Below are 24,487 nucleotides of genomic sequence, written 5' to 3'. Positions count from 1 at the left end.
GGTAACAATGGGTCAAAAAGTACATCCAGTAGGCATTCGCCTGGGCATCGTGAAAGACTGGAATTCCAGATGGTATGCGAACAACCAGGATTATTCGGTCTTCCTGCATCAGGATTTGCAGGTCAGAGACTACATCAAAAAGAAACTGGCGCATGCATCGGTGAGCCGGATTCAAATCAATCGGCCGGCCAACAATGCCCATATCACGATTCACACCGCGCGTCCGGGTATCGTGATCGGCAAGAAAGGTGAAGATATCGAAATCTTGAAGCAGGAAGTTTCGAAGATGATGGGGATTCCCGTCCAGGTCAACGTTGAAGAAATCAGAAAGCCTGAGCTCGACGCGCAACTGGTTGCGGAAGGTGTCGCTCAACAGCTCGAAAAGCGCATCATGTACCGCCGCGCCATGAAGCGAGCAGTGACCAACACGATGCGTCTGGGTGCAGAAGGCATCAAGATCAACGTCGGCGGTCGTCTGAACGGTGCTGAAATCGCGCGCAGCGAATGGTACCGCGAAGGCCGTGTGCCTCTGCATACGCTGCGTGCAGATATCGATTACGCGACTGCGGAAGCGAAAACCACTTATGGCGTGATCGGCATCAAAGTCTGGATCTTCAAGGGTGAAGTATTCGACATGGATGCGCATCAGGCCGCGCTTAATTCTGAAACCAAAAAATAATCGTTGAAGGAACAGAGACATGCTTCAACCAAAAAGAACAAAATTTCGTAAACAGCACAAAGGCAGAAACAACGGAGTGGCTGTGCGGGGTTCATCCGTCAGTTTTGGCGACTTCGGCTTAAAATCGATTACTCGCGGCCGTTTGACCGCGCGCCAGATTGAGGCCGGCCGCCGAGCGATTACTCGTCACGTCAAACGGGGCGGAAAAATCTGGATCCGGGTTTTCCCTGACAAGCCGATTACGAAAAAACCTTTAGAAGTTCGTATGGGAAAAGGTAAAGGTAGTGTAGAATACTGGGTTGCTCAAGTCAGACCCGGCATGATGCTTTACGAAATCCAAGGTGTGAGTGAAGAACTGGCACGGGAAGCGTTTACCCTGGCGGCGGCAAAATTGCCATTGAAAACACTGTTTACCGCGCGGACGATAATGTAATGAAAGCCACAGAATTACGCCAAAAAACCCAAGACGAACTGAATTCGTTACTGCTCGATTTGGCGCGCGAGCGTTTTAATTTGAGAATGCAAAAAAGTACCGGTCAATTGTCCAAGCCTTCCGAAGTGAAACGGGTTCGCCGTGAAATGGCCCGGATTCAGACCGTTTTGAACGAAAAGAAAGGCGCATAAGTATGAGCGAAAATCAAACCAAAGTTCGGACGATCACCGGACGCGTCGTCAGCAACAAGATGGATAAAACTATTACCGTTCTAGTGGAGCGGGTTGTAAAGCATCCTGTTTACGGCAAGTACGTCAAAAGATCGACCAAGATGATGGCGCATGACGAAAACAACGTGTGCCAGGAAGGCGACGTTGTTTCGATTACCTCATGCCGTCCGTTGTCAAGACACAAAACCTTCAAACTGGTAGAAGTTTTAGAAAGTGCTAACAAATAATTAGCACGAACCTTATTTGAGAAAACTGGGAATTTATCATGATTCAGATGCAAACTAACCTTGAGGTCGCCGACAACAGCGGCGCAAAAAAGGTCATGTGTATCAAAGTACTCGGCGGTTCGCACCGGCGCTATGCGAATATTGGCGATATCATCAAAGTCAGTATTAAAGATGCGATCCCGCGCGGGAGAGTAAAAAAAGGCGAGGTTTACAACGCCCTGGTCGTTCGCACCTGCAAAGGCGTGCGCAGATCCGATGGTTCGGTCATTCGCTTCGACGACAATGCCGCCGTCATCCTGAACAATAACTTGCAGCCACTGGGCACCCGTATCTTCGGGCCGGTTACCCGTGAGCTCCGCGGTGAGAAATTCATGAAGATCATCTCACTCGCTCCTGAAGTGTTATAAGGTAGGGTTTGACGATGCAAAAAATTAAAAAAGGCGACGAAGTGATCGTTCGTACCGGTAAAGACAAAGGCAAAACCGGTCGCGTAAGCAAAATTTTGAAAGATGATAAGGTCCTGGTTGAAGGCATCAATCAAGTTAAAAAGAGTCAACGGCCAAATCCGAATGCGGGCGTGACGGGCGGCATTATCACGAAAGACATGCCGATCCACATCTCCAATATCGGACTTTATAACCCTGCTACTAAAAAAGCGGAACGTGTCGGAATCAAACTTCTGGATAATGGCAAGAAAGTCAGATATTTCAAGTCCACGAACGAAGTTGTTGATGCGTAAGGTGTAATATCATGGCCAGACTACAGACAGAATATAAAGAAAGAATTTTGCCTGCACTGATGCAGCAATTCGGCTACAAGTCGATCATGCAGGCGCCCCGTATTACCAAAATCACCTTGAACATGGGTGTCGGCGAAGCGATTGCAGACAAGAAAATTCTGCAGGCAGCGGTTGCCGATATGGAAAAAATCTCCGGTCAGAAACCGGTGATCACCTTGGCCAGAAAGTCGATCGCGGGCTTCAAGATCCGTGACGATATGCCGATCGGCTGCAAGGTCACTTTGCGCAGCGACAGAATGTATGAGTTCCTGGATCGTTTGATCAATATCGCAATCCCGCGTATCCGCGACTTCAGAGGCTTGAACTCTAAGAGCTTCGACGGCCGTGGCAATTATTCGATGGGGGTGAAGGAGCAAATCATCTTCCCTGAAATCGATTATGACAAGATCGATATGTTGCGCGGTATGGACATTACCATTACGACCACCGCCAGGACCAATGAAGAAGGTCTGGCGCTGCTCAAACAGTTCAATTTTCCATTTAAGAATTAAGGCGATATTGGTATGGCGAAGAAGTCAATGATAGCGCGCGAAGACAAGCGTAAAAAGTTGGCGCAAAAATACGGCGCAAAACGCAAGTCTTTGAAAGAGACGATCAGAAACCCGAATTCAACGTTCGAAGAAAAAGAAGCGGCCCAGCTGCAACTGCAAAAACTGCCAAGAGACTCCAGCTTCTCTCGGGTGCGCAACCGGTGCAATTTGACGGGCCGCCCGCATGGTTATTACCGTAAGTTTGGTCTCAGCCGCAACAAGCTGAGAGAGGCCACGATGCGCGGCGACGTACCCGGTCTGGTCAAGGCCAGCTGGTAACTCTGCCGGATCATGTTTGGAGATTGAAAATGAGTATGACAGACCCTATTGCAGATATGCTGACCCGGATCAGAAACGGTCAAGCAGCTGGCAAAAAAATAGTTAAACAACCCTCTTCCAAGCTGAAAGTCGCGATCGCGAAGGTCTTGAAGGAAGAAGGCTATATTTCCGATTACAGCACCGAAACCGTCGGCAATCACACCGAGATGACAATCGTGTTGAAATATTACCGGGGCGCCCCTGTAATCGAAAGCATCAAAAGAGTTAGCAGACCCGGTTTGCGCATTTATAAGTCGAAAGATGAACTGCCAAAAGTGCTTGGCGGTTTGGGTATTGCTATTGTATCAACATCCAATGGTGTAATGACCGATCGAGCTGCTCGTGCAATTGGACATGGCGGTGAAGTGATTTGTACCGTTTGCTAATATAGGCGTGATATGTCAAGAATTGCAAAAGCCCCAGTGACGATTCCACAGGGCGTGGACGTCAAACTCGATGGCAACAACCTGACCGTCAAAGGAAGCAAAGGTCAGTTGTCTTATCAATTTAATTCCGCGATCGGCTTCAACTTTGTCGATAAAACCATCCAAATGGAATGGAACAAAGACGACAAGGCAGCGACTGCACAAGCGGGCACCGCCCGTGCGCTCATCAGCAATATGGTGACGGGCGTATCTGTAGGCTATGAGAGGAAGCTGACCTTGGTCGGCGTCGGTTACAGAGCGCAGGCGAAAGGCAGTGTCTTGAACCTGGCGCTGGGTTTCTCGCATCCGGTCGACTTTGAAGTGCCTGCGGGCATTACCGTGGAAACCCCAAGTCAAACCGATATCGTGGTCAAAGGCACCGACAAGCAACTGGTTGGTGAGGTGGCTGCGAAGATCAGAGCGTTTCGTCCGCCAGAGCCTTATAAAGGTAAAGGCGTTCGCTATGCGGATGAAAATGTCGCCCGTAAAGAAGCTAAGAAGAAGTAAGGTAGCGTGATGGAAAAGAAGAATAGTCGTATGAAGCGCGCATTGAAATTGCGCAGCAAAATCAAGAGACTGGGTACGACCCGTCTGTCGGTTCATAAAACATCACAGCATATCTACGCCCAGATCATCAGCGGCGACGGTAACAGCACTTTGGCCAGCGCGTCGACCAATCAAGCGGCGATCAAGGCGGCGGTCGGCTACACCGGCAATATCAAAGCCGCTGCCGAAGTCGGCAAAGTGATTGCCGAGCGTGCGTTGGCCGCCGGCATTACCGAAGTGGCGTTCGATCGTTCGGGTTTTAAATATCACGGCCGTGTGAAGGCGCTTGCAGAAGCTGCGCGCGAAGCCGGTTTGAAATTTTAGGGGATTACAATGGCAGCAGCACCTACACAAGGCAGCACTGACGGTCTGCAGGAAAAACTCGTCGCGGTTAGACGGGTGGCAAAAGTTGTTAAAGGCGGACGTGTTTTCGGCTTCACCGCATTGACGGTGGTCGGCGACGGCGAAGGCCGCGTTGGTTACGGCGTCAGCAAAGCGCGCGAAGTGCCGATCGCAATTCAAAAATCGTTGGAACAAGCGCGCAAAAACATGCGTAAGGTTCCGTTGAAGGGCGACACCCTGCAATACCCGATCGTGAATACGACCGGCGCCGCGAAAGTTTTCATGCAGCCAGCTTCCGAAGGTACCGGTATCATCGCGGGTGGCGCAATGCGCGCAGTTTTCGAAGTCGTCGGGATTCACAACGTATTGGCGAAATGCATTGGCACCAGCAATCCGATCAATGTGGTCAGGGCGACGATCAACGGATTGACCTCGATGCACAATCCGAATCATATTGCCGCGAAGCGTGGTTTGACGATCGAACAGATTTTGGGGCAATAAACGATGACCAGCAATAAACTCAGCGTCACGATGATCAAAAGCAAACACGGTCGTTTGCCAAATCACCAGGCATGTCTGAAAGGTTTAGGTTTAAGCAGAATCAACCAGACGGTTGAAGTGCTGAATACGCCCGAAAACCGTGGCATGATCAAGAAAATCGCTTACATGTTGAAAGTCGAGGAGCGGTAATGTTTTTGAATTCCATTCAAGCGAGCCCGGGTTCGCGCAAGAAAGCCAAGCGCGTCGGTCGCGGCATCGGCTCGACCCTGGGTAAAACCTGCGGCCGCGGCCATAAAGGTCAAAAAGCCAGAGCCGGCGGCTTTCATAAAGTTGGTTTCGAAGGCGGTCAGATGCCTTTGCAGCGCCGTTTGCCGAAGATCGGGTTTAAATCGCGTAAAGCGATGTTTACGGCCCAAGTTCGTCTCAACGAGTTGAACGGTTTGCAGGCTGACGTGATTGACGTACAAACCTTGATCGACAGTAACATCGTTCCTGTTTTCACCAAAACCGTGAAGGTAATCAAGTCGGGCGAAATATCCCGTGCAGTGACCCTCAAGGGCTTGAAAGTGACGGGCGGTGCGCTGGCTTCCATCCAGGCAGCCGGCGGCAAAGCAGAGGAATAAACTCGTATGTCAAGAGACGAATCAGCCAATAAACCCGGCGGACTGTCTGAGCTGAAATCCCGGCTTTTGTTCGTTTTGGGTGCATTTTTCGTGTATCGGGTCGGTTCGCACATCCCGGTGCCGGGCATTGATCCGAAAGCGCTGCAGATCATGTTCGAACAACAGAGCGGCTCGATCCTGGACATGTTCAACATGTTCTCGGGCGGTGCGTTGATGCGATTAAGCCTGTTCGCTCTTGGCATCATGCCTTATATCTCGGCCTCGATCATCATGCAGATGATGACGATCATCATTCCTGCGGTCGAGCAGATGAAGAAGGAAGGCGAAACCGGCCGACGCAAAATTTCGCAGTATACCCGTTACGGGACGGTAGCCTTGGCCTCGTTTCAGGCCATCGGTATTTCGGTTGCGTTGCAGAACCAGACCGCCGGCGGGCTTTCGGTAGTCATCAATCCAGGTATTGGCTTTATCGCGATCACCACGATTACCCTGGTGACCGGTACGATCTTTCTGATGTGGCTTGGCGAGCAAGTCACCGAGCGCGGTATCGGCAACGGTATTTCGATGATCATCTTCGCCGGTATCGTTTCCGGTTTGCCGAAAGCGGTGGGTGGAACTCTCGAGCTGGCTAGAACCGGCGAAATGAATGGGGCGTTCATCATTCTGCTGTTTCTGATTACGATAGCGGTGACCGCGATCGTCGTTTTCGTCGAAAGAGGGCAGCGCCGGATTCTCATCAACTATCCGAAAAGACAGCAAGGACGCAAAATGTATGCCGGGCAAAACAGCTTTTTGCCTTTGAAGTTGAACATGGCGGGTGTCATTCCCCCGATTTTTGCATCGAGCATCATTCTGTTTCCGGCGACCGTTGCGAACTGGTTCGGTAACAGTGAGGGTTTGACCTGGCTGCGCGATGTCGCGACGATGTTGTCTCCCGGACAGCCGGTGTATGTGATGTTTTATGCGGCCGCGATTATTTTCTTTTGCTTTTTCTATACCGCCCTGGTATTCAACTCAAAAGAAACCGCCGAAAATTTGAAAAAATCAGGCGCCTTTTTGCCGGGCATTCGGCCTGGCATCCAAACAAGCGCTTATATCGACAAGGTAATGACCCGGCTGACATTGATCGGTGCATTCTATATCACGCTAGTCTGTTTGTTGCCTGAGTTCTTGATTCTTTATTGGAACGTACCTTTTTATTTTGGCGGTACATCACTTTTAATTATCGTGGTCGTGGTTATGGATTTCATTTCGCAAATGCAAACTCATATCATGTCTCATCAGTATGAAGGCCTGATGAAGAAAGCCAATCTGAAAAAATAAATTCAATTCAGTTTCCAATAGGAGTCAACCAATGAAAGTCCGAGCTTCGGTTAAAGCAATTTGCAGAAAATGCAAAATCGTAAAAAGAAATGGCGTCGTTAGAGTGATTTGTGAAGACGCTAATCACAAACAACGGCAAGGTTAATAATTATTTGTGCCGTAATTCAACGAGTGTTATAATTCGGCGCTTAACTCAAGAATAGAACTCAGGGGAATATCTACATGGCGCGTATTGCCGGGATAAATATACCAGATCATAAGCATGCGGAAATTTCATTGACCGCAATTTATGGCATTGGCCGTAAAACAGCGCAGAATATTTGCACTGAAGCGGGCATTTTGCCATCTGTTAAAATCAAGGAACTGTCCGAAGAACAGTTGGATACGTTGCGGAACATCATTTCCAAGATGACCGTCGAGGGTGATTTGCGTCGTGAAGTTTCGATGAATATCAAACGCTTGATGGATCTCGGTTGCTATCGCGGAATACGGCATCGCCGTGGTTTGCCGCTCAGAGGACAAAGGACGAGAACGAATGCGCGTACTCGTAAAGGTCCCCGCAAACCGATCAAGAAATAATTCCCGGCAGAGGTTAAATAAATGGCTAGTCCAGCTCGTACCAGAAAACGCATCAAGAAAGAAGTCGCTGACGGCGTCGCGCACGTTCACGCTTCGTTTAACAACACCATCATTACGATTACAGACAGAAAAGGCAATACGCTGGCTTGGGCTACCTCCGGCGGTTCGGGGTTTCGCGGGTCGCGTAAGAGCACTCCGTTCGCGGCGCAGGTTGCTGCGGAGAAGGCAGGCACCATCGCTCAGGAATACGGCATGAAAAACCTGGATGTAATGATCAAGGGCCCTGGCCCGGGTCGTGAGTCCGCTGTTCGTTCTCTGAACAACTTGGGTTTCAAAATTACCAATATTGTCGACGTGACTCCGATTCCTCATAACGGATGCCGTCCACCCAAAAAACGCCGCGTATAGTCTCTGGAGTTGTAAATCATGGCAAGATATCTCGGACCTACCTGCAAACTGAGCCGCAGAGAAGGCACTGACCTGTTTTTGAAAAGCCGGGGCAAATCCCTGGAAGGCAAATGTAAGCTGGATCAAAGACCCGGCCAGCATGGCACCAAACGCACACGGAACTCGGACTACGCGATGCAGTTGCGCGCCAAGCAGCGGCTGCGCAGAATCTATGGCGTTCTGGAAAGACAATTCAGCAATTATTATAAAATCGCCGATCAGAAAAAAGGCGCTACCGGTGAAAATTTATTGAATCTGCTCGAGTCGCGCCTGGATAACGTCGTGTACCGGATGGGCTTTGCATCTACCCGAGCCGAAGCGCGTCAATTGGTCAGCCATAAGGCTTTTCTGATCAATGGAGCGACTATCAATGTGCCTTCGTATCAGGTTTCGCCAGGCGATGTAATTTCCGTGAAAGAGAAAGCCAAAAAGCAGCAGCGTATTATCGATGCGCTGACGGTTACCGAACAATATGGCTTTCCTTCATGGGTTGAAGTTAACTCTAAAACGATGACCGGTACTTTTACCTCATTGCCGGATCGCGCCGACTTGGGCAGCGATATCAACGAACAGTTGGTTGTAGAGTTGTACTCAAAATAATTACCATTCTGAGGGAATTAAATGCAGAATTCAATTTCTGGTTTGTTGAAGCCTCGTATCGTTGAGGTTATTAGTAAATCGAAGAATCATTCAAAGATCGTCATAGAGCCGCTTGAACGCGGCTTTGGTCATTCGATTGGCAATGCCTTACGCCGCGTTTTGCTTTCTACGATTCCAGGATGCGCAGTAACCGATGTCGAGATCGACGGCGTACTGCACGAGTACACCACGATTGAAGGTGTTCAGGAAGATGTCATTGACATCCTGCTGAATTTGAAACAATTGGCGGTCATCCTGCATTCGCGGGATGAAGCCGTTTTGACCTTGTCGAAAACAGGTGCAGGCACCGTCACGGCTGCCGACATTTCATTGCCTCATGATGCGGAAATCGTTAATCCCGATTTGGTGATTGCCAACATGACCCAGTCGGGGTCTTTGAATATGAAGATTCGCGTTCGCCGCGGCAGAGGTTATGAACCTGTCAGTGTGCGCAGAACGCGCAATGATAGTACATCTGCGGTCGGCGCATTGCATGTGGATGCTTCCTATAGTCCGATCGTTCGCGTCGCGTATTCGGTCGAGAGCACCCGGGTCGAGCAGCGCACCGATTTGGACAAGCTGATCATCGAGCTCGAAACCAACGGTACCGTCGATCCTGAACAAACGATCAAATTGGCCGCGACCATTTTACATGATCAGTTGTCCGTTTTCGTCGATTTCGAGAAGGTGGCAGAGCAGCCGGCTGAAGAAATCTATGTTCCGGAAGATAATTTCGATCCGATTTTGCTGCGTCCGGTCGATGATCTCGAATTGACCGTGCGTTCGGCGAACTGTTTGAAAGCCGAAAATATATTCTATATCGGCGATTTGATTCAGCGCACTGAAGTCGAGTTATTGAAGACGCCGAATCTGGGTAAGAAGTCTCTGACCGAGATCAAAGATATTTTGGCGCTAAAAGGGCTGTCGCTTGGCATGCGCCTGGAAAACTGGCCGCCGGATAGTCTGGCAGAGCATATTCATTCAAGCAATTAACATCCATATAGCTAGGTCCCGATAAAATGCGACACAGAAAATCCGGAAAAAAATTCAGCATTACCAGCAGCCATCGTAAGGCGTTGTACAGCAGCCTGACATGTGCGTTGATCAATCATGAGCTTATCAAAACCACTCTACCGAAAGCGAAAGAGTTGAGAAGATACGCCGAGCCTTTGATTACCCTGTCAAAAGAAGACAGCGTTGCAAAGCGCCGTATGGCTTTCGCCAAATTGCGCGACCGTGATGTCGTCACTAAATTGTTCAACGAGCTGGGGCCTCGCTATCAAGGTAGACCGGGTGGTTATCTGCGTATCATGAAATGCGGATTCCGGTCCGGTGATGATGCGCCGATGGCTTATGTCGAACTGGTTGATAGACCGCAATAAGCCTGATTCAAGAGGACAAAAAAGCCGGGCTAGTCCCGGCTTTTCTTTGCTGGTGAAATTCGGTCGTTGCCGGCTCGAATTTCAATTGAGGAAAGGATCGAGTTATTTTTCCAAATACTGTTTCTTGTTTTCTTTGCCGTTCCATTCGTCGGCATCCGGTAATGCGGCTTTAACTTCGGTAATGCTGGGCCATTCTTTGGACAGCGTTGCGTTCAACTCGATAAATTCTTGTTGATCTTCCGGAACTTCATCTTCGGAAAAGATCGCATTCGCCGGACATTCGGGCTCGCAGAGTGTGCAGTCGATACACTCATCGGGATCGATCACCAAGAAATTGGGACCTTCGTGAAAACAATCGACGGGGCATACGTCCACGCAATCGGTAAATTTACATTTGATACAGTTCTCAGTGACTACAAAAGCCATAATTATTTCCGGGAAAGTTGTCGAATTATCGTCGTTAAAGGTGGGTTATCATAACAGAAACCGGGTTTCGATTGAATACCCTATCGGTATAGTGTAGTTATGAATCAAGCAGATGCATTAACCAAACAGGTGGCCGGGACAGCGGTGCGTTAATCTTGAAGCGCATTAGTAGCGGATAGAAGAGGCGTTGCTGAACGAGGCAACGAGCTTCTTGCCGGTTTCCTCTTTCCGGATCTTGTCGAGCGCTTTTTGCGCTTCCGTTTTCAACTGGCTATCCGCAAAAACCTGCTCCGGGCGTGCCGGTGCATTGGCCGCGTGTTCGAAATATTTTTTGGCTTCTTTCGGCCGATCTTGCGTTAGCAGAAAATCGCCGTAATAATAATTGCTGTCGATGCCGTTCGGATTGATTTCGAGCGCGGTTTCAAGCAGTTCTTTGGCTTTATCGTTGTCGCCGAATGCGATAGGCCACTTCGGTACCATGTAATACAGGGTGCCGAGAGTGACGTAGGCGGAGCCGTCCATCGCGTTCGGATTGATGTTGATTGCTTCTAGCAGCAGTTCCTTGGCTTCGTTGACTAACGACAGCGCGGAGAGGGCACTTTGGGTATCGGCCGAGGTCGCTTTGATGACGGCCTCCCAAAAAATCGGCTCGGCCGCTTTCGGGTGTTGTTTTTTGAGCAGCGTCGCTTTCTCCAGGAGCTGTCGATAGGCGCTGCCTTGCCTGGCCTTGGGGGTCTTATAGTAGATAGAGGCCCATTCGCTTTCGATCGATTGCAATGTACTGCCGAGATTATCCGCAACACACTGGCTCGATAGTAGTAATAATGCAACAAAAGTAGTTTTTTTCATACAGCGAACTATAGAGGAATCTTCGCCGCAATTCAACGCTTTTCTAAAAAATTTTTCTCTATGCCAGACGCTCTCGACCTCTCCCGGCAATAGGGAAAATCTTGTATTTATAACAAAGGGTTGTTGAAAGATAATGTGCCGAACAATATCGGCTGTTTATGGTTTTTCACCCCATTCGGAATAAGGATGTAAAGCGAGGTTATTGTTGTAATAACGCAAATCATCGGTGACTTCCGCACCTAGCCAGGCAGGTTTGTCAAAAGCCCGGCCGATTTCGTCAAGTTCGATTTCCGCCACGATCAGGCCCTGGTTCGCGCCTTCGAATTCATCGATTTCCCAGAGGTCGTTGCCGTGCCGGACATAATGCCGGGTTTTTTCGATCAATGGTTTTTTGCATAAATGGGCCATAATCTCTTCAGCGTCGGTAACCGGGATCTCGTATTCATATTCGAGCCGGTGAGTGCCTACCGTGGCGCTTTTGATGTTCAACCAAGCCCGGCGTTCGCAAATTCTGACCCGAATCGAACTGGTCGGTTGTGAGCTTAGATAACCTTGCCTGAATATTTCGGAGCGCTCGACCGCTTGCCGCCAGTTTTCATTCGCGAGTAAAAATTTATGTTCGACTTCTAATGCCATGGCCTTATCGGAAAAAACAGTTGGGGGAGAGGTATTGTAAAACAACCGCACCCAGGCCTTTAAAATAATCTTGGGGAACGGATGACGCTTGAAAAGGTCGGAATAAACGTGAACAGACGTTTACCACGTGGACTTTGCTTGAAACGCAAGCAATGTTAAAGTATTAGTTGACTAAATACGTGGGAATTCCGGGTATTTAGTTTTCTTATGTTCAACTGATTTAAGGATTTTATCAAATGGCTTTCGAACTTCCTGCTTTGCCTTATGCCAAAAACAACTTGGCGCCGCACATTTCCGAAGAAACTCTCGAGTATCACTACGGCAAACATCACCAAGCTTATGTTACGAATTTGAATAATTTGATTCCCGGCACCGAATTTGAAGGATTGTCTCTGGAAGAAATTATTTTGAAATCTTCAGGCGGGATCTTCAATAACGCCGCTCAGGTTTGGAACCATACTTTCTATTGGAACTGCCTGTCGCCCAATGGTGGCGGGGAGCCGGCCGGAGCGTTGGCCGATGCGATCAATGCGACGTTCGGTTCATTCGCAAAATTCAAGGAAGAATTCACCAAATGCGCCGTTACGACTTTCGGTTCGGGCTGGGCCTGGCTGGTCAAGAATAACGACGGTACTCTGGCTCTAGTTAGCACTGGCAATGCGGGATGCCCGCTCACCTCGGGTCAAAAACCGCTGTTGACCTGCGACGTATGGGAGCACGCCTATTACATCGACTACCGCAATGCCCGTCCCACCTATGTGGAAGCCTTCTGGAAATTGGTGAACTGGGATTTTGCGGCAGCGAATTTCGCGGCCTGATTTTTCCTGAATCGAAACCTTCTGCGCCTCTGCGCGGAAGGTTTTTTATGTTGAGAGCCGTTGCTGCTTATTGGAGGATCCGAAACCGGGCAGTGAGGTGATCGATTGTCTTTTGGCTGGCAAATGAAAATCGGCTTTTTTGTTGCAGTCAGCTTTCTTTGCTTTATTTACGCATTGAAACTCTTGTAAGATTAACGGGTCTTTTTGCTTGAGATGCATTTTTCACGAGGATTATTTTCGATGAGTACCCCTAATACTGTAATTATCCGCTCCGAATCCCAGGTGTTGGCAGCCAATAAAATGTTGCGCAATACCTATATGCTGCTGTCGATGACGCTGTTGTTCAGCGCCATGAGCGCCGGACTTTCGATGATGTTGAATCTGCCGCATCCGGGCGTCGTAGTGACGCTGGTCGGCTATTTCGGCTTGCTGTTTCTGACGACCAAGTTGCGCAATAGCGCTTGGGGCTTGTTGTCGATTTTTGCGTTGACCGGTTTCATGGGGTTGACCTTGGGGCCGATCATTAACCTGTACCTGCAGGCGTTTACCAATGGAAACCAGTTGGTGATGATGGCGCTGGGCGGCACCGGCACGATTTTTCTGGGATTGTCGGCTTATGCGCTGACTACCCGCAAGGATTTCAGCTTCATGCGCGGTTTCCTGCTGGTTGGCGTGCTGGTCGCCTTTCTGGCCGGATTGGGGGCGATCTTTTTCACGATTCCTGCGCTGTCGCTTGCCGTCTCCGCGATGTTCATCGTGCTGATGTCGGGGATGATTTTGTTTCAGACCAGCGAAATCGTGCATGGCGGCGAAACGAACTACATCATGGCGACCGTGTCGCTGTATGTGTCGATCTATAACCTGTTCTTGAGCTTGCTGCAATTGCTCGGCGTATTCGGCGGCGACGAGTAGTCCCTATCTTTCTTGTCATTGCGGGGATCGCGTCGAAAACCAAGCGTTTCACGGCCATTGTTCCCGCCTCCACAATTCGCCTGTTTTGCTCTGTTGCGTACGGGCGATGAGTCATAAAACCCGCAACAGCGCGAGATTGGCTTTTATTACGGCAGGGAGGCCGTTGCCCTTCGGCTCGATGCGGTGCTTTTTCGGATTGCCGATAAGGAAAATTTGCTGATGCCGAACCTTAACGCGATCAAACACTATTTGACGACCGCTATTTGGCAGGAAGACGGGCGCGCGCGCTCCGATTTTGCCAAGCAACGGATCACGTTGTTGCGCGGCCTGCTGATTCTGTTCCGCGAAGCATCCGACCCCGATTTGAAATACCGTGCGATGGGGCTGGTTTACACGACGCTATTGTCGCTGGCGCCGTTGCTGGCGGTTAGTTTCTCGGTCCTTAAGGCGTTCGGCGTGCATAATCAGTTGATGCCGCTGCTGTTGGGCGTACTTGAGCCCTTCGGCGAAAAAGGCGCGGAGCTTGCCGACCAAGTCATCGGCTATGTCGAAAACATCAGTATCGGCGTTCTGGGAACGGCAGGCTTGGTATTCTTGCTGTACACGGTCGTTTCGCTGCTGAGCATCATCGAGGAATGTTTCAACCGCATCTGGCGAGTCGAGGCGTCAAGAAACTGGATTCACCGCAGCAGCGACTATATGAGCGTGCTGCTGGTCGGACCGGTTCTGACCGTTTCCTCACTGGGCATGATGGCGTCGATGGCCAGTAATGCCCTGGTGCAGAAAATGATTGCGCTGGAGCCTTTCGGCACCGCGTATTATCTCGCCGGGTTGATTTTGCCTTATGTACTGATCATTGCGGCGCTGACTTTTCTTTACATTTTCATGCCGAATACCCGGGTCAACTTTGGTTCCGCTTTGGTCGGCGGTATCGCGGCAGGGTTGACCTGGAAAATAGGCGGTTGGCTATTCGGCATCTTCGTCGAAAAATCGACGAGCTACAATGCGATCTATTCGAGCTTTGCGATCATTCTGCTGTCGATGATCTGGCTGTATGTCAGTTGGCTGATCGTGCTGTTGGGCGGCGTCGTCTCATTCTTATACCAATATCCGCGCTATCTTCTGCACAAAAACAAAAGACCGTACCTGAGCCATCGCCAGCAGGAATATTTCGGTTTTCTGGTCCTGTACTTGATTGGCAAGGCGTACCATGACGGGAGGCCACCGTGGACACTGCACGCATTGGCGGATGAAATCGACCAGCCCTGGGAATCGGTCCGCCAGATCTTACAAGGTCTCAACAAGGCCGGGTTTGTGATTGCGATCCAGTCCGAACCGAACGCCTATCTTCCCGCCCGGGCTCTCGATACGATCAGCTTGAAGGCAGTCTATGCCCGGCTGCGTGCCTTGGACGGACAGGAGCAGGCGGCTTTCCGTCCGGAAAACGAAGAGGAGGCCGTGGGAGTACTGGCAAACCGTATCGAAGTGGCGGCGATGGCGGTTCTGGAGGGACAAAGTTTAAGCGATCTGATTCAACCGCCGGCGCCAAAAACGCAAGACGGGCCGGAAACCGGGGAACGTTGAGATTCGGAGCGTTTGGGATCGAAGTTCTGATCGAACGATCCATAATCGCGTACCACTTCTCGAATAGGCTCAAGGTGAGCCTCCGTATTCCGGATCCGGCGCGCATCGTTGCGCGGTCGTTTCATCGTTATTCGCACGGGCCTTCGTTTCCATTTCCTGCAGCGCCAGAATACGCTTACCGGCGGCCCGCGATGTCCTCGTTAATGGCCGCCAGCAAAGTGCGCAGCGTATAGGCCGTATATGGCAACGATAGCGCGTGATCAGGCCCACCTGCGTTTTGATCAGTACTCCTTGGCATTCGGGCAGGTACTGGGCGATATTTTTTCTAACTGCATCATTTCCTTCCGCAAAGCATTTCCTCCCACGGCGATGCGAATTTCAATCCGCAGGGCTTTGTCAGGGCCGCATTTCCCTCCGGAATAATCGGTTCGTTCGCCGGCTTCAAGGCGGTATAGCGGTGGGTTCGAAGAAACCACGGAGAAATAAAAGGGCCTGCCGATGCCAAGTATGTTTATTACCGAACAGACGATATTGAATACCTCGGTTAATTTCGGGTTTGTGAAACGTTATTACGTATTCAGCCCTTCTCGGCATTTAAGTCGAGATAACTAACACCTAACCAAGGGAGTAAAAACATGAAATCATTGATTCCTGTTGTAACGGCAGCTGTTTTCGGCGTGGCGATCGCAAGCAATTCTTATGCCGGAGGCGTTAAGGAGAAAAGAGAAGAAGTCAGAGAAGAACGGCAAGACGTCAGGGAAAAACAAAGGGAGCTACAGAAAGCGGTCAATGAAGAAATGCAGGAAGTCAGTCGAGCCAGCAAGATTATCGGCACCGATGTGAAAAATACCAAAGGGGAGGACCTGGGCGACATCAAGGATCTTGTGCTCGATCCTACGAGCGGACGTCTCGCCTATGTCGTCGTTTCCTACGGCGGTATTTTGGGAATGGGCGACAAGCTGTTCGCGATTCCGTGGAATGCCGTACGCTGGTCTGCCGATAAGGATTATTTTACGCTGAATATGGATAAAGAAGCTTTGAAAAATGCCCCCGGATTCGATGAGGACCATTGGCCCGTGAGCGCAGCGCAATGGCAGCAGCAACGCGGGGATCTGAACCGTTTCTACCGCGTTAATCCTTAAGGCGTTTCAAGAAGAGGGCGGGCCCTGAGGCCGGTTTGCGAACCTGCAGAGATACCTTTTCGTTTTTACAGATAGGCGGCCGCCCGGATGGGATGGCCGGTCCGAAAAGCCGGGAGAAGGCGGAAGAACAAGACCGGCCCGGCATTGGCCGGTCCCCGTTTTCCTCGACAAGGGAAAATCGGCTGCGTCGGGCGGCGCGTCGTTCAGGCAGCCGAATTATCCCTTAACCTGCCGGATCTCGATCTTGAGGGTCGAGTGAGCGCAAGGCGCGCTTTATGAGTCCCGGAGTCTAACCGGCCTGCCCGGAAAAGAACGCTTCGGTTTCTGCATGCCGCAAATCGAAGCGTCATTCCGAAAAACTCGAAATCAGCCTTGATTGATGTTTAACGGTTCGGTTGGATCAATCAATATGAACAAAAAAACAGATGGCAGATCGATCGATAACCGGCGCTTTCCGGTAGGCGCGGAGAGAGCATCGGAAAAAGGCATTCATTTTAGGGTATGGGCGCCTGAGAGAAAATCGGTAAAACTGGCGATGAATCCGCGTGGGGAAGAGATCGATTCTCCGCATTGGCCGGTCGAAGTCGAATTGCAAAAGGAGGAAAACGGCTATTTTTCGGCCATCGTCCAGGAGCCCTGCGTAGGGGGGCTGTACCGTTACCTGCTGGATGGCGATCCGCAGCCGTATCCGGATCCCGCTTCGCGCTTTCAGCCGCAGGGCCCGCACGGGCCTTCGCAGGTAATCGATGCGTTGACGTTCGAATGGACGGACGCCGCCTGGCCGGGAGTCGATGCCCACGGTCAGGTGATTTACGAGATGCATATCGGTACCTTCACGCACGAAGGCACCTGGGTCGCCGCCGCGAAAGAACTGCCCGAATTGGCTCGACTGGGCGTGACCGTGCTGGAGATCATGCCGGTGGCCGATTTTCCGGGGCGGTTCGGCTGGGGGTACGACGGCGTCAATCTGTTCGCGCCGACGCGGCTTTACGGCACGCCGGACGAATTCCGGTTTTTCGTGAACGAGGCGCACGCGGTCGGGCTCGGGGTGATTCTGGATGTGGTATTCAATCATTTCGGCCCGGACGGCAATTATCTCGGAAAATTCTCGAACGACTATTTCTCTGCGCGTTATCAGTGCGACTGGGGCGATGCGCTGAATTTTGACGGGCCTAACTCCGCCCCGGTACGCGAGTACGTGCTCGCCAATGCGGCCTACTGGATCAATGAGTTTCACCTCGACGGCCTGCGCCTCGATGCCACCCAGCAGATTTTCGACAGTTCCCCGGTCAACATCATTGCCGCAATCGTGCAAACGGTGCACCACGCGGGGTCTCCGCGAAAAACTTTCGTAATCGGCGAGAACGAACCGCAGGACGCCCGACTGTTCCTGACTTCCGAACAGGGCGGTTTCGGCATCGATGCCCTATGGAACGACGATTTCCACCATACCGCAATGGTCGCGATGACCGGGCGCGCCGACGCCTACTACAGCGATTACCGGGGATTGGCGCAGGAATTCGTCTCCACCTTGAAGCGGGGATTTTTATATCAGGGCCAATGGTATTCGTGGCAGCATAAGCATCGCGGCACCCCGGTACTGAACATGCCGCCGGCCAAATTCGTAAACTTCATCCAGAACCACGATCAACTGGCCAATTCCGGCAGCGGCAAACGCATTCACCTGTTGACCAGCCCCAATCGCTACCGGGCATTGACCGCGCTGTTCTTGCTGTCGCCGCAGACCCCGATGCTGTTTCAGGGTCAGGAATTTGCCGCCACCAGCCCCTTTTTTTATTTTGCCGACCATAAAGAAGACATTGCCTATCTGGTCGCGCGCGGGCGCTCCGAATTTCTGGCCCAGTTCCGTTCCCTGGCGACGCCCGAAATGCAGGCACGGCTGCCCGATCCCCGGGACCCGGTCACGTTTACGCATTCCAAGTTGAACCTGAACGACCGCTATCAGCATAAGGAAGAATATGCCTTGCACCGCGATCTGCTGCGCCTGCGCCGCGAGGATCCGGTATTTCAAACCTGTCAGCAAAGCCAGCGTATCGACGGCGCGGTGCTGAGCCTGGATGCGTGGGTAATCCGTTTTTTCGGGGACAAACCGGGGGACGACCGCCTGTTGCTGGTCAATCTAAGCCGGGACCTTCATCTCGTTCCCGCCCCGGAACCGCTGCTGGCGCCGCTGCCGGGGAGCGTTTGGGATGCCCTGTGGTCCAGCGAGGATCCCCGGTACGGCGGTTTGGGCATGCCGCCCTGGCCCGCCGAGGACAATTGGTATTTGCAGGGCGAGTCCGCCGTTGTGCTGCATCCTGTCTCTCAATCACCAAAGGATACCCCATCATGATCAGCGATGTTGTGATTCGAACGAACTGGACCGGGACGCCTGCCGAACAGGAAGCCCTGCTGACGCACGAGTGGATCGTCACGAATGGACTGGGCAGTTATGCGTCAGGAACGATTTCCGGCGTTCCCACGCGCCGTTACCACAGTCTGTTGACGGCGGCGATTCCGGATCCTCACGGCCGCTACGTGATGCTCAATCAATTGAGTGAACTGGTGCGGCTGCCTGACGGTACCACGCAGAAAATCGGCGGCATCGAATTGACGAGCGGAGCCCTGGATCTTTATGGCATGTCCACGCTGCGCGAATTCCGCCTGGACGCCGGCATGCCGGTATGGCGGTACGAACTGAAGGATCATGTGATCGAAAAATGGATCTTGATGCCGCATATGAGCAATACCGTGCATATCGGTTACCGTCTGGTTTCAGGGCCGGGACCGGTGCGGCTCAAGCTACGCATCGCCGTGCATTTTCGCCGGCATGACACGTCTTTGAACGAAGGGCCGCCTTTGGAATTTTATGACCTCAAAGCTTCCGCCGGGCGTATCGAGGTTCATGGCGCCTCCATTCCGCCCTTATGCCTCTATATTGAAGACGGCAGTCCGGCGTTCACGATCGAGCCCAAACGCTTCAGCGACATTCTTTATCGGATCGAAGAACAAAGAGGTTATGAGGCCCACGGCAACCTATGGAGCCCCGGCTATTTCCGGGCCGATCTCGTCCCCGGCAAGACGGTGACGCTGATCGCTTCCACCGAGAACTGGGAAAGCATGCTGGCACTGTCGCCCGCGGAGGCGCTGCAGGCCGAACTGGAACGGCGTACCACCTTGCTGAGAACCGCGCGTCCGGGATTCGATAAAAGCTTGGTCAAGCAGTTGTTGCTGGCCTCCGATCAGTTTGTGGTCGCGCCGGCCGACCGGGTCGGCGAAACCGCGCGGATGCGCGCCACCGGCGGGGATGTGCGCACCATCATCGCCGGTTACCATTGGTTCACTGATTGGGGACGCGATACGATGATCAGCCTGGAAGGACTGACGCTGGTAACCGGCCGGCATGTCGAGGCAGGACTCATTCTGCGTACGTTCGCTTATCATCTGCGTGACGGGCTGATTCCCAACCTGTTTCCGGAAGGGGAAGACGAGGGGGTGTATTACACCGCCGATGCGACACTGTGGTATTTTCATGCGGTGGAACGCTATGTCTCGATTACCGGCGACCGGAGCTTGCTCAGAGGCCTGCTGCGCAAGCTGCTGGACATTATCGAACATCACATCAAAGGCACGCGCTTCGGTATTCATTGCGATCCGAAAGACGGCCTGTTGATCCAGGGCGATCCCCGTTACGCGTTGACCTGGATGGATGCCAAATTACCCGATTGGATCGTCACGCCCCGCCGCGGCAAAGCGGTCGAGATCAATGGGCTGTGGTACAACGCGCTGCGCCTGCTGGAAAAATGGCTGCAGGAAGAGAATATCCACGCGCCGCTGAGCCAGATCTCGCAGCTTGCGGACCTTGCCCGGCGAAGTTTCAACCAACGCTTCTGGAATCCCGGGACGGGATACTTATACGACATCGTCGACGGCGAAGACGGTCAGGACGACCCGGCCTGCCGCCCCAATCAACTATTCGCCTTCTCGCTTTCCAATCCGGTGCTGGAGCCTGAATACTGGCAGCCGGTATTCGAGGTCGTCAAAGACCGGTTGCTGACGCCGGTGGGTCTGCGCACTTTATCGCGGGATCATCCCGACTATAAACCGACCTACCACGGCGATTTGCGCACCCGCGATGCCGCATATCACCAGGGTACGGTCTGGCCTTGGCTGATAGGCCCGTACGTAGACGCCTGGTTGCGCATTTATCCGGACCAGCATAAAGAGATGCGCGACTTCCTGAATGAGCTATTGGAAAAGCATCTGCATGAAGCCTGTATCGGCTCGATCAGCGAAGTTTTCGATGCCGAAAGCCCGTTTTCGCCGCGCGGATGCATCGCTCAGGCATGGAGCGTCGCAGAGATACTCAGGGTCTGGGGCAAAGTGTCCGAAGAGGGGCAGAAAGCGGCTCAATAAAATTTTTCGGCCTGAAAAACGCTTTTCCCTTTAATTCATCCATTTCCGTTTTTTCCGGGTTCATTCCCCGCAAGGCAATCCGGTATAATCCGGCCAATGAGAGACGGCGCCGTCCGTGCCGAAACATCCCGTTTCCGGTCTCGGCTTAACTCTCATTGCCCACTTATCCGAGGAGAAACCGATGAAATTGACCATTGCCTTAACCTTTGGCGCCTGTTTTGCCGCCGGCGCAGCCTGGGCTGCCGAAAAACCGGCGCCGGCGCCGAACGGGATCGAACTGCCGGCGTATTACAAAAACTGGCGCGTGATCGGCGTATCGCACCGGCAGGATAAAGAGTCGTTGCGGGTGATCGTCGGCAACGACACGGCGGTCGATGCCGCCCGGACCGGCAATACCCATCCCTGGCCGGACGGGAGCATCCTCGGCAAGCTAGCCTGGAAAGACCAAACGCACCCCAACTGGCCGGCGGCGACCGTGCCCGGCGAATTCGTGCACGCCGAATTCATGATCAAGGATTCGGCGAAATATGCGAAGACCGGCGGCTGGGGATTTGCGCGCTGGCTCGGCATGGAACAGAAGCCGTACGGCCAGGATGCGTCATTCGTGCAGGAATGCCTGGCCTGCCATGATCAGGTCAAGGACAACGATTCGGTCTTTACGCATCCCGCGCCGCTGCCGTAAAGGCGTAGGGTACGCTGCGCGTGCCGCTTTTGGCCGCAATAAACGGGAGAGGCCGGATAAGTCGCCTCTCCCCAAGTCAATTAAACAGCGCCATCGCTTTCTTCAGTGTCGACCAGATGCCCCAGGTCAGCGGGGTGGCGACATACAGCCAGAACAGTATCGCCAGTGCCAGGGGAGTGGATTTGGGACGGTCGTCGGGTTTCATCGGGTCACTTTCCTTAAGATCGAATGGGTTGAAACGGCTTTAATGGGCATCGGAGGCGGGCCGATGCGGAAAAACGCCGTCGAATTCATCGAATTCGTCATGGCGCATGTGGTGTTTTTCATGGACGGGCCGGATCAGCATATTGCAGAGGAAGCCAGCCACCAGAATGCCGGCCATGATGTACATCGTCACGTTATAGGCGTTCGCGTTGGCGATGCCCTGTTCGATCTGGAATTCGCGGATGTAATTGACGAGTACCGGTCCCGCCACGCCGGCGGTCGACCAAGCGGTCAACAGGCGCCCGTGGATGCCGCCGACATAGCGGGTGCCGAAAATATCGGCCAGATAGGCCGGAATCGTCGAGAAGCCGCCGCCGTACATGCTCATGATCGCCGCGTACAACAGGATGAACAGGCCGATATTGCCGAGCCGGCCCGCCATCGGAACGGAGGCGTACAGCACCGCGCCGAGCGCGAAAAAAATGATGTAGGTATTTTTACGACCCAGAAAGTCGGAGGCCGAGGACCAGAAAAAACGGCCGCCCATGTTGAACAGGCTGAGCAGGCCGACGAACCCGGCTGCGGCCGCCGGCGTTACCGTGCCTTTGAACATTTCCTGGATCATCACCGACGCCTGGCCCAGTACTCCGATCCCCGCGGTCACGTTCAGGCACAACACCAGCCAGAGCAGGTAAAACTGCGGCGTCAGCAGGGCGCGGTCGATATGCACATGATTTTTCGTGATCATCCTATTTTCGATGACCGGCGGCGTCCAGCCTTCGGGTTTCCAGTCATTCGGTGGAATCCGTATCGTCAACGCGCCGATCAGCATCGAAACGAAATACAGGCTGCCCATCACCATGAAGGTTTCGAGCACCCCGGCCGAGGTCGCGGACTTGAAATGATCCATCAGCAGCACCGCGAGCGGCGCGCCGATCATCGCGCCGCCGCCGAAGCCCATGATCGCCAGACCGGTCGCCATGCCGCGCCGGTCCGGAAACCATTTAATCAGCGTCGACACCGGCGAGACGTAGCCGAGGCCCAGCCCGATGCCGCCGATGATGCCGTAGCCGAGATAGATCAGCCAGATCTGATGCAGGTGGATGCCGAGCGCCGAGATCCAGAAACCGCCGCCGAAGCAGCAGGCGGCGACCAGCATCGTCAGCCGGGGGCCGACCTTTTCCAGCCATTTGCCGCCGAACGCGGCGGACAAGCCCAAAAATACGATCGCCAGGCTGAATGTCCAGCCGAGAGTCGTCAGTTTCCAGTCGTCCGGCGCAGGCTCGGTGATGCCGATCACCTTGGTCAAAGGGTCGTTGAAAACGCTGAAGGCGTAAGCCTGGCCGATGCACAGATGCACGGACAGCGCGGCGGGCGGCACCATCCAGCGGTTATAGCTTCGGGAGGCGGTGATGCGTTGCTTGGAAAAAAAACCGGACATTGGGGGGCAAGCTCCTCGGTGATGGCTTGGCATTAAAAATTAAAGGGCGGCGGAGGCGGCCGGATGGGACGATTCAGCCTTAAAAAACTTACCAAGAGGTTATTTTACTCTGACGGAAGGCTGCGAATCCACCGGCTTTGGGAGGGCATGCGGCAGGAATCGAAAGCGGTATCGCATCTTGAACGGCTATTTATGCACGACGTCGGCTAAACTAGGCCCTGTGGCATGATCTTGCGCGGAAAAGCTTACGGCTGTCATCATTCTGTCACATTCGATGTCTAACCTATGCGCCAGAACACGAACCTGTCTACCTATCCCTATCATTGAGAGTCGATATGAAATTGTTTTTTAAGAAAACATCGCTGGCCTTGGCTTTGGGCGCGGCGTCGTTCGCCCCATTCGGCAGCCAGGCGGCTGCCAAACTGGCGGTCGATCCGGATTTGCCTTCCTATCAGACCGCCAGCGGGATTTCGGGCAACCTGTCCAGCGTCGGCTCCGATACCTTGGCCAACCTGATGACGCTGTGGGCCGAGACCTTCAACCGTTTTTACCCCAACGTGAACATTCAGATTCAGGCCGCGGGTTCTTCGACCGCGCCGCCGGCGTTGACCGAAGGCACCTCGAACCTGGGGCCGATGAGCCGGGAAATGAAGGACGATGAAATCGAGGCTTTCGAAGACAAATACGGCTATAAGCCGACCGCGGTTCCGGTGGCGGTCGACGCGTTGGCCGTGTTGGTGAACAAGGACAATCCGATCAAGGGCCTGTCGATGGATCAGGTCGATGCGATCTTCTCCACGACGCTGAAATGCGGCGCCAATAAAGGAATCGAAACCTGGGGCGACGCCGGCGTGCCTGCGTGGGGCGCGAAAAGCATTCAGTTGTACGGACGCAACTCGGTTTCCGGCACCTACGGTTATTTCAAGGAACACGCGCTCTGCAAAGGCGATTTCAAGAGCAACGTGAACGAGCAGCCGGGTTCGGCTTCGGTCGTGCAGTCGGTCACTTCTTCGACCAACGGCATCGGTTATTCCGGTATGGGCTATTCGACTTCCGGCGTCAGAATGGTGCCGCTGGCGAAAAAAGGCGGCACCGACTATGTCGAAGCGACGCCCGAAAATGCGCTCAAAGGCACTTATCCGTTGACCCGCTATTTGTTCATCTACGTGAACAAAAAGCCTAACCAGCCGCTGCCGCCTCTTGAAAAAGAATTCATGAGGATGGTGCTGTCGAAGGAAGGACAGGAAGTCGTGATCAAGGACGGCTATATTCCGCTGCCTGTCAAGGTCGTCGAAAAGTATCTGGAAGCGCTCGATAAATAACGGATTTCCACAGTCTTATCTCCTCCTGTTCA

General features: G+C 52.8%; 34 protein-coding genes. 29 read left to right on the top strand and 5 right to left on the bottom strand.

The genetic code is table 11. The features are described 5' to 3' along the window. Positions 1-7: 7 nt before the first annotated feature. From rpsC to rplQ, 21 genes are all read left to right on the top strand, one after another. Complete coding sequence (gene rpsC / locus METAL_RS16030) at positions 8-679, top strand: 30S ribosomal protein S3 (protein ID WP_005373954.1); 672 nt, start codon at positions 8-10, stop codon at positions 677-679. A 19-nt stretch (positions 680-698) separates the two neighbouring features. Continuing rightward, positions 699-1,112, top strand: coding sequence for a 50S ribosomal protein L16 (gene rplP / locus METAL_RS16025; protein ID WP_005373952.1), 414 nt, complete (start codon positions 699-701; stop codon positions 1,110-1,112). Further along, complete coding sequence (rpmC, locus tag METAL_RS16020; protein WP_005373951.1) at positions 1,112-1,303, top strand: 50S ribosomal protein L29; 192 nt, start codon at positions 1,112-1,114, stop codon at positions 1,301-1,303. The genes rplP and rpmC overlap by 1 nt, the downstream gene beginning before the upstream one ends. A gap of 2 nt (positions 1,304-1,305) precedes the next feature. Further along, the gene (gene rpsQ / locus METAL_RS16015) at positions 1,306-1,569 is read left to right on the top strand and encodes a 30S ribosomal protein S17 (protein ID WP_005373950.1); all 264 of its coding nucleotides are present in this window, start codon (positions 1,306-1,308) and stop codon (positions 1,567-1,569) included. A gap of 38 nt (positions 1,570-1,607) precedes the next feature. Next, entirely contained in the window at positions 1,608-1,976 is a 369-nt protein-coding gene (gene rplN, locus METAL_RS16010) for a 50S ribosomal protein L14 (RefSeq protein ID WP_005373948.1), read from the top strand. Between the two features lie 14 nt (positions 1,977-1,990). After that, complete coding sequence (rplX, locus tag METAL_RS16005; RefSeq protein ID WP_005373946.1) at positions 1,991-2,308, top strand: 50S ribosomal protein L24; 318 nt, start codon at positions 1,991-1,993, stop codon at positions 2,306-2,308. Positions 2,309-2,319: 11 nt separating this feature from the next. Next, complete coding sequence (gene rplE / locus METAL_RS16000; protein ID WP_005373944.1) at positions 2,320-2,859, top strand: 50S ribosomal protein L5; 540 nt, start codon at positions 2,320-2,322, stop codon at positions 2,857-2,859. A gap of 12 nt (positions 2,860-2,871) precedes the next feature. Further along, positions 2,872-3,177 carry a 30S ribosomal protein S14 gene (gene rpsN, locus METAL_RS15995; RefSeq protein ID WP_005373943.1) on the top strand — a complete coding sequence of 102 codons (306 nt, stop codon included), beginning with the start codon at positions 2,872-2,874 and terminating at the stop codon, positions 3,175-3,177. 29 nt (positions 3,178-3,206) lie between these two features. Then, positions 3,207-3,602, top strand: coding sequence for a 30S ribosomal protein S8 (rpsH, locus tag METAL_RS15990; protein WP_005373941.1), 396 nt, complete (start codon positions 3,207-3,209; stop codon positions 3,600-3,602). Between the two features lie 12 nt (positions 3,603-3,614). Further along, the gene (gene rplF / locus METAL_RS15985) at positions 3,615-4,148 is read left to right on the top strand and encodes a 50S ribosomal protein L6 (RefSeq protein WP_005373939.1); all 534 of its coding nucleotides are present in this window, start codon (positions 3,615-3,617) and stop codon (positions 4,146-4,148) included. 9 nt (positions 4,149-4,157) lie between these two features. Further along, positions 4,158-4,511, top strand: coding sequence for a 50S ribosomal protein L18 (gene rplR / locus METAL_RS15980; RefSeq protein WP_005373937.1), 354 nt, complete (start codon positions 4,158-4,160; stop codon positions 4,509-4,511). A gap of 9 nt (positions 4,512-4,520) precedes the next feature. Further along, complete coding sequence (rpsE, locus tag METAL_RS15975) at positions 4,521-5,030, top strand: 30S ribosomal protein S5 (protein ID WP_005373935.1); 510 nt, start codon at positions 4,521-4,523, stop codon at positions 5,028-5,030. 3 nt (positions 5,031-5,033) lie between these two features. Continuing rightward, the gene (gene rpmD / locus METAL_RS15970; RefSeq protein WP_005373933.1) at positions 5,034-5,219 is read left to right on the top strand and encodes a 50S ribosomal protein L30; all 186 of its coding nucleotides are present in this window, start codon (positions 5,034-5,036) and stop codon (positions 5,217-5,219) included. Beyond that, positions 5,219-5,653 (top strand): 50S ribosomal protein L15, encoded by a 435-nt coding sequence (gene rplO / locus METAL_RS15965; protein ID WP_005373931.1) that lies wholly within the window; start codon positions 5,219-5,221, stop codon positions 5,651-5,653. The genes rpmD and rplO overlap by 1 nt, the downstream gene beginning before the upstream one ends. Before the next feature lie 6 nt (positions 5,654-5,659). Continuing rightward, positions 5,660-6,976, top strand: coding sequence for a preprotein translocase subunit SecY (gene secY / locus METAL_RS15960; RefSeq protein WP_005373929.1), 1,317 nt, complete (start codon positions 5,660-5,662; stop codon positions 6,974-6,976). 31 nt (positions 6,977-7,007) lie between these two features. After that, on the top strand, positions 7,008-7,121 hold the full coding sequence (gene rpmJ / locus METAL_RS21160) for a 50S ribosomal protein L36 (RefSeq protein ID WP_005373927.1): 114 nt from the start codon (positions 7,008-7,010) through the stop codon (positions 7,119-7,121). A gap of 77 nt (positions 7,122-7,198) precedes the next feature. Continuing rightward, complete coding sequence (gene rpsM / locus METAL_RS15955) at positions 7,199-7,555, top strand: 30S ribosomal protein S13 (RefSeq protein WP_005373925.1); 357 nt, start codon at positions 7,199-7,201, stop codon at positions 7,553-7,555. A 21-nt stretch (positions 7,556-7,576) separates the two neighbouring features. Then, positions 7,577-7,963: a 30S ribosomal protein S11 gene (gene rpsK / locus METAL_RS15950; protein ID WP_005373919.1), complete on the top strand. Its 387-nt coding sequence runs from the start codon at positions 7,577-7,579 to the stop codon at positions 7,961-7,963. Between the two features lie 18 nt (positions 7,964-7,981). Further along, complete coding sequence (gene rpsD, locus METAL_RS15945; RefSeq protein ID WP_005373918.1) at positions 7,982-8,602, top strand: 30S ribosomal protein S4; 621 nt, start codon at positions 7,982-7,984, stop codon at positions 8,600-8,602. 21 nt (positions 8,603-8,623) lie between these two features. Next, the gene (locus METAL_RS15940) at positions 8,624-9,634 is read left to right on the top strand and encodes a DNA-directed RNA polymerase subunit alpha (protein WP_005373917.1); all 1,011 of its coding nucleotides are present in this window, start codon (positions 8,624-8,626) and stop codon (positions 9,632-9,634) included. A 26-nt stretch (positions 9,635-9,660) separates the two neighbouring features. Next, on the top strand, positions 9,661-10,023 hold the full coding sequence (gene rplQ / locus METAL_RS15935; RefSeq protein ID WP_005373916.1) for a 50S ribosomal protein L17: 363 nt from the start codon (positions 9,661-9,663) through the stop codon (positions 10,021-10,023). A 102-nt stretch (positions 10,024-10,125) separates the two neighbouring features. Here rplQ and fdxA read toward each other — a convergent pair whose 3' ends face one another. The 3 genes from fdxA to METAL_RS15920 form a co-directional block, all read right to left on the bottom strand. Continuing rightward, on the bottom strand, positions 10,126-10,449 hold the full coding sequence (fdxA, locus tag METAL_RS15930; protein ID WP_005373915.1) for a ferredoxin FdxA: 324 nt from the start codon (positions 10,447-10,449) through the stop codon (positions 10,126-10,128). A 165-nt stretch (positions 10,450-10,614) separates the two neighbouring features. Beyond that, positions 10,615-11,298 (bottom strand): tetratricopeptide repeat protein, encoded by a 684-nt coding sequence (locus tag METAL_RS15925; RefSeq protein ID WP_005373913.1) that lies wholly within the window; start codon positions 11,296-11,298, stop codon positions 10,615-10,617. A 156-nt stretch (positions 11,299-11,454) separates the two neighbouring features. Further along, the gene (locus METAL_RS15920; protein WP_005373911.1) at positions 11,455-11,934 is read right to left on the bottom strand and encodes a CYTH domain-containing protein; all 480 of its coding nucleotides are present in this window, start codon (positions 11,932-11,934) and stop codon (positions 11,455-11,457) included. A gap of 236 nt (positions 11,935-12,170) precedes the next feature. Here METAL_RS15920 and sodB point away from each other — a divergent pair, with 236 nt between their 5' ends. The 7 genes from sodB to METAL_RS15885 all read left to right on the top strand — a co-directional run bounded on the left by sodB (position 12,171) and on the right by METAL_RS15885 (position 21,488). After that, on the top strand, positions 12,171-12,752 hold the full coding sequence (gene sodB, locus METAL_RS15915) for a superoxide dismutase [Fe] (RefSeq protein WP_005373909.1): 582 nt from the start codon (positions 12,171-12,173) through the stop codon (positions 12,750-12,752). A gap of 240 nt (positions 12,753-12,992) precedes the next feature. Next, positions 12,993-13,664: a Bax inhibitor-1/YccA family protein gene (locus METAL_RS15910; RefSeq protein ID WP_005373908.1), complete on the top strand. Its 672-nt coding sequence runs from the start codon at positions 12,993-12,995 to the stop codon at positions 13,662-13,664. Positions 13,665-13,883: 219 nt separating this feature from the next. Beyond that, complete coding sequence (locus METAL_RS15905) at positions 13,884-15,248, top strand: YhjD/YihY/BrkB family envelope integrity protein (RefSeq protein ID WP_005373906.1); 1,365 nt, start codon at positions 13,884-13,886, stop codon at positions 15,246-15,248. Positions 15,249-15,883: 635 nt separating this feature from the next. Further along, entirely contained in the window at positions 15,884-16,390 is a 507-nt protein-coding gene (locus METAL_RS15900) for a PRC-barrel domain-containing protein (protein ID WP_005373904.1), read from the top strand. A gap of 409 nt (positions 16,391-16,799) precedes the next feature. Continuing rightward, positions 16,800-18,743: a malto-oligosyltrehalose trehalohydrolase gene (treZ, locus tag METAL_RS15895; RefSeq protein ID WP_005373902.1), complete on the top strand. Its 1,944-nt coding sequence runs from the start codon at positions 16,800-16,802 to the stop codon at positions 18,741-18,743. After that, the gene (locus tag METAL_RS15890; protein WP_005373901.1) at positions 18,740-20,806 is read left to right on the top strand and encodes an amylo-alpha-1,6-glucosidase; all 2,067 of its coding nucleotides are present in this window, start codon (positions 18,740-18,742) and stop codon (positions 20,804-20,806) included. The genes treZ and METAL_RS15890 overlap by 4 nt, the downstream gene beginning before the upstream one ends. A 181-nt stretch (positions 20,807-20,987) precedes the next feature. Next, positions 20,988-21,488 (top strand): cytochrome P460 family protein, encoded by a 501-nt coding sequence (locus tag METAL_RS15885; protein ID WP_005373899.1) that lies wholly within the window; start codon positions 20,988-20,990, stop codon positions 21,486-21,488. A 76-nt stretch (positions 21,489-21,564) separates the two neighbouring features. On the opposite strand, the gene METAL_RS21870 is transcribed toward METAL_RS15885, so the two are convergent. Further along, positions 21,565-21,693: an MFS transporter small subunit gene (locus tag METAL_RS21870; protein ID WP_281023966.1), complete on the bottom strand. Its 129-nt coding sequence runs from the start codon at positions 21,691-21,693 to the stop codon at positions 21,565-21,567. A 39-nt stretch (positions 21,694-21,732) separates the two neighbouring features. Next, on the bottom strand, positions 21,733-23,133 hold the full coding sequence (locus METAL_RS15880; protein ID WP_031429795.1) for an L-lactate MFS transporter: 1,401 nt from the start codon (positions 23,131-23,133) through the stop codon (positions 21,733-21,735). A gap of 335 nt (positions 23,134-23,468) precedes the next feature. On the opposite strand from METAL_RS15880, the gene METAL_RS15875 reads away from it, so the two are divergent. Continuing rightward, positions 23,469-24,455 carry a PstS family phosphate ABC transporter substrate-binding protein gene (locus METAL_RS15875; protein WP_005373897.1) on the top strand — a complete coding sequence of 329 codons (987 nt, stop codon included), beginning with the start codon at positions 23,469-23,471 and terminating at the stop codon, positions 24,453-24,455. Positions 24,456-24,487: the final 32 nt, after the last annotated feature.

The organism is Methylomicrobium album BG8 (assembly GCF_000214275.2).
GTDB classification, from domain to species: Bacteria; Pseudomonadota; Gammaproteobacteria; order Methylococcales; family Methylomonadaceae; genus Methylomicrobium; species Methylomicrobium agile.
The sequence above is the reverse complement of the archived record's forward strand: the minus strand, read 5'-3'. Positions and strand labels throughout refer to the sequence as shown.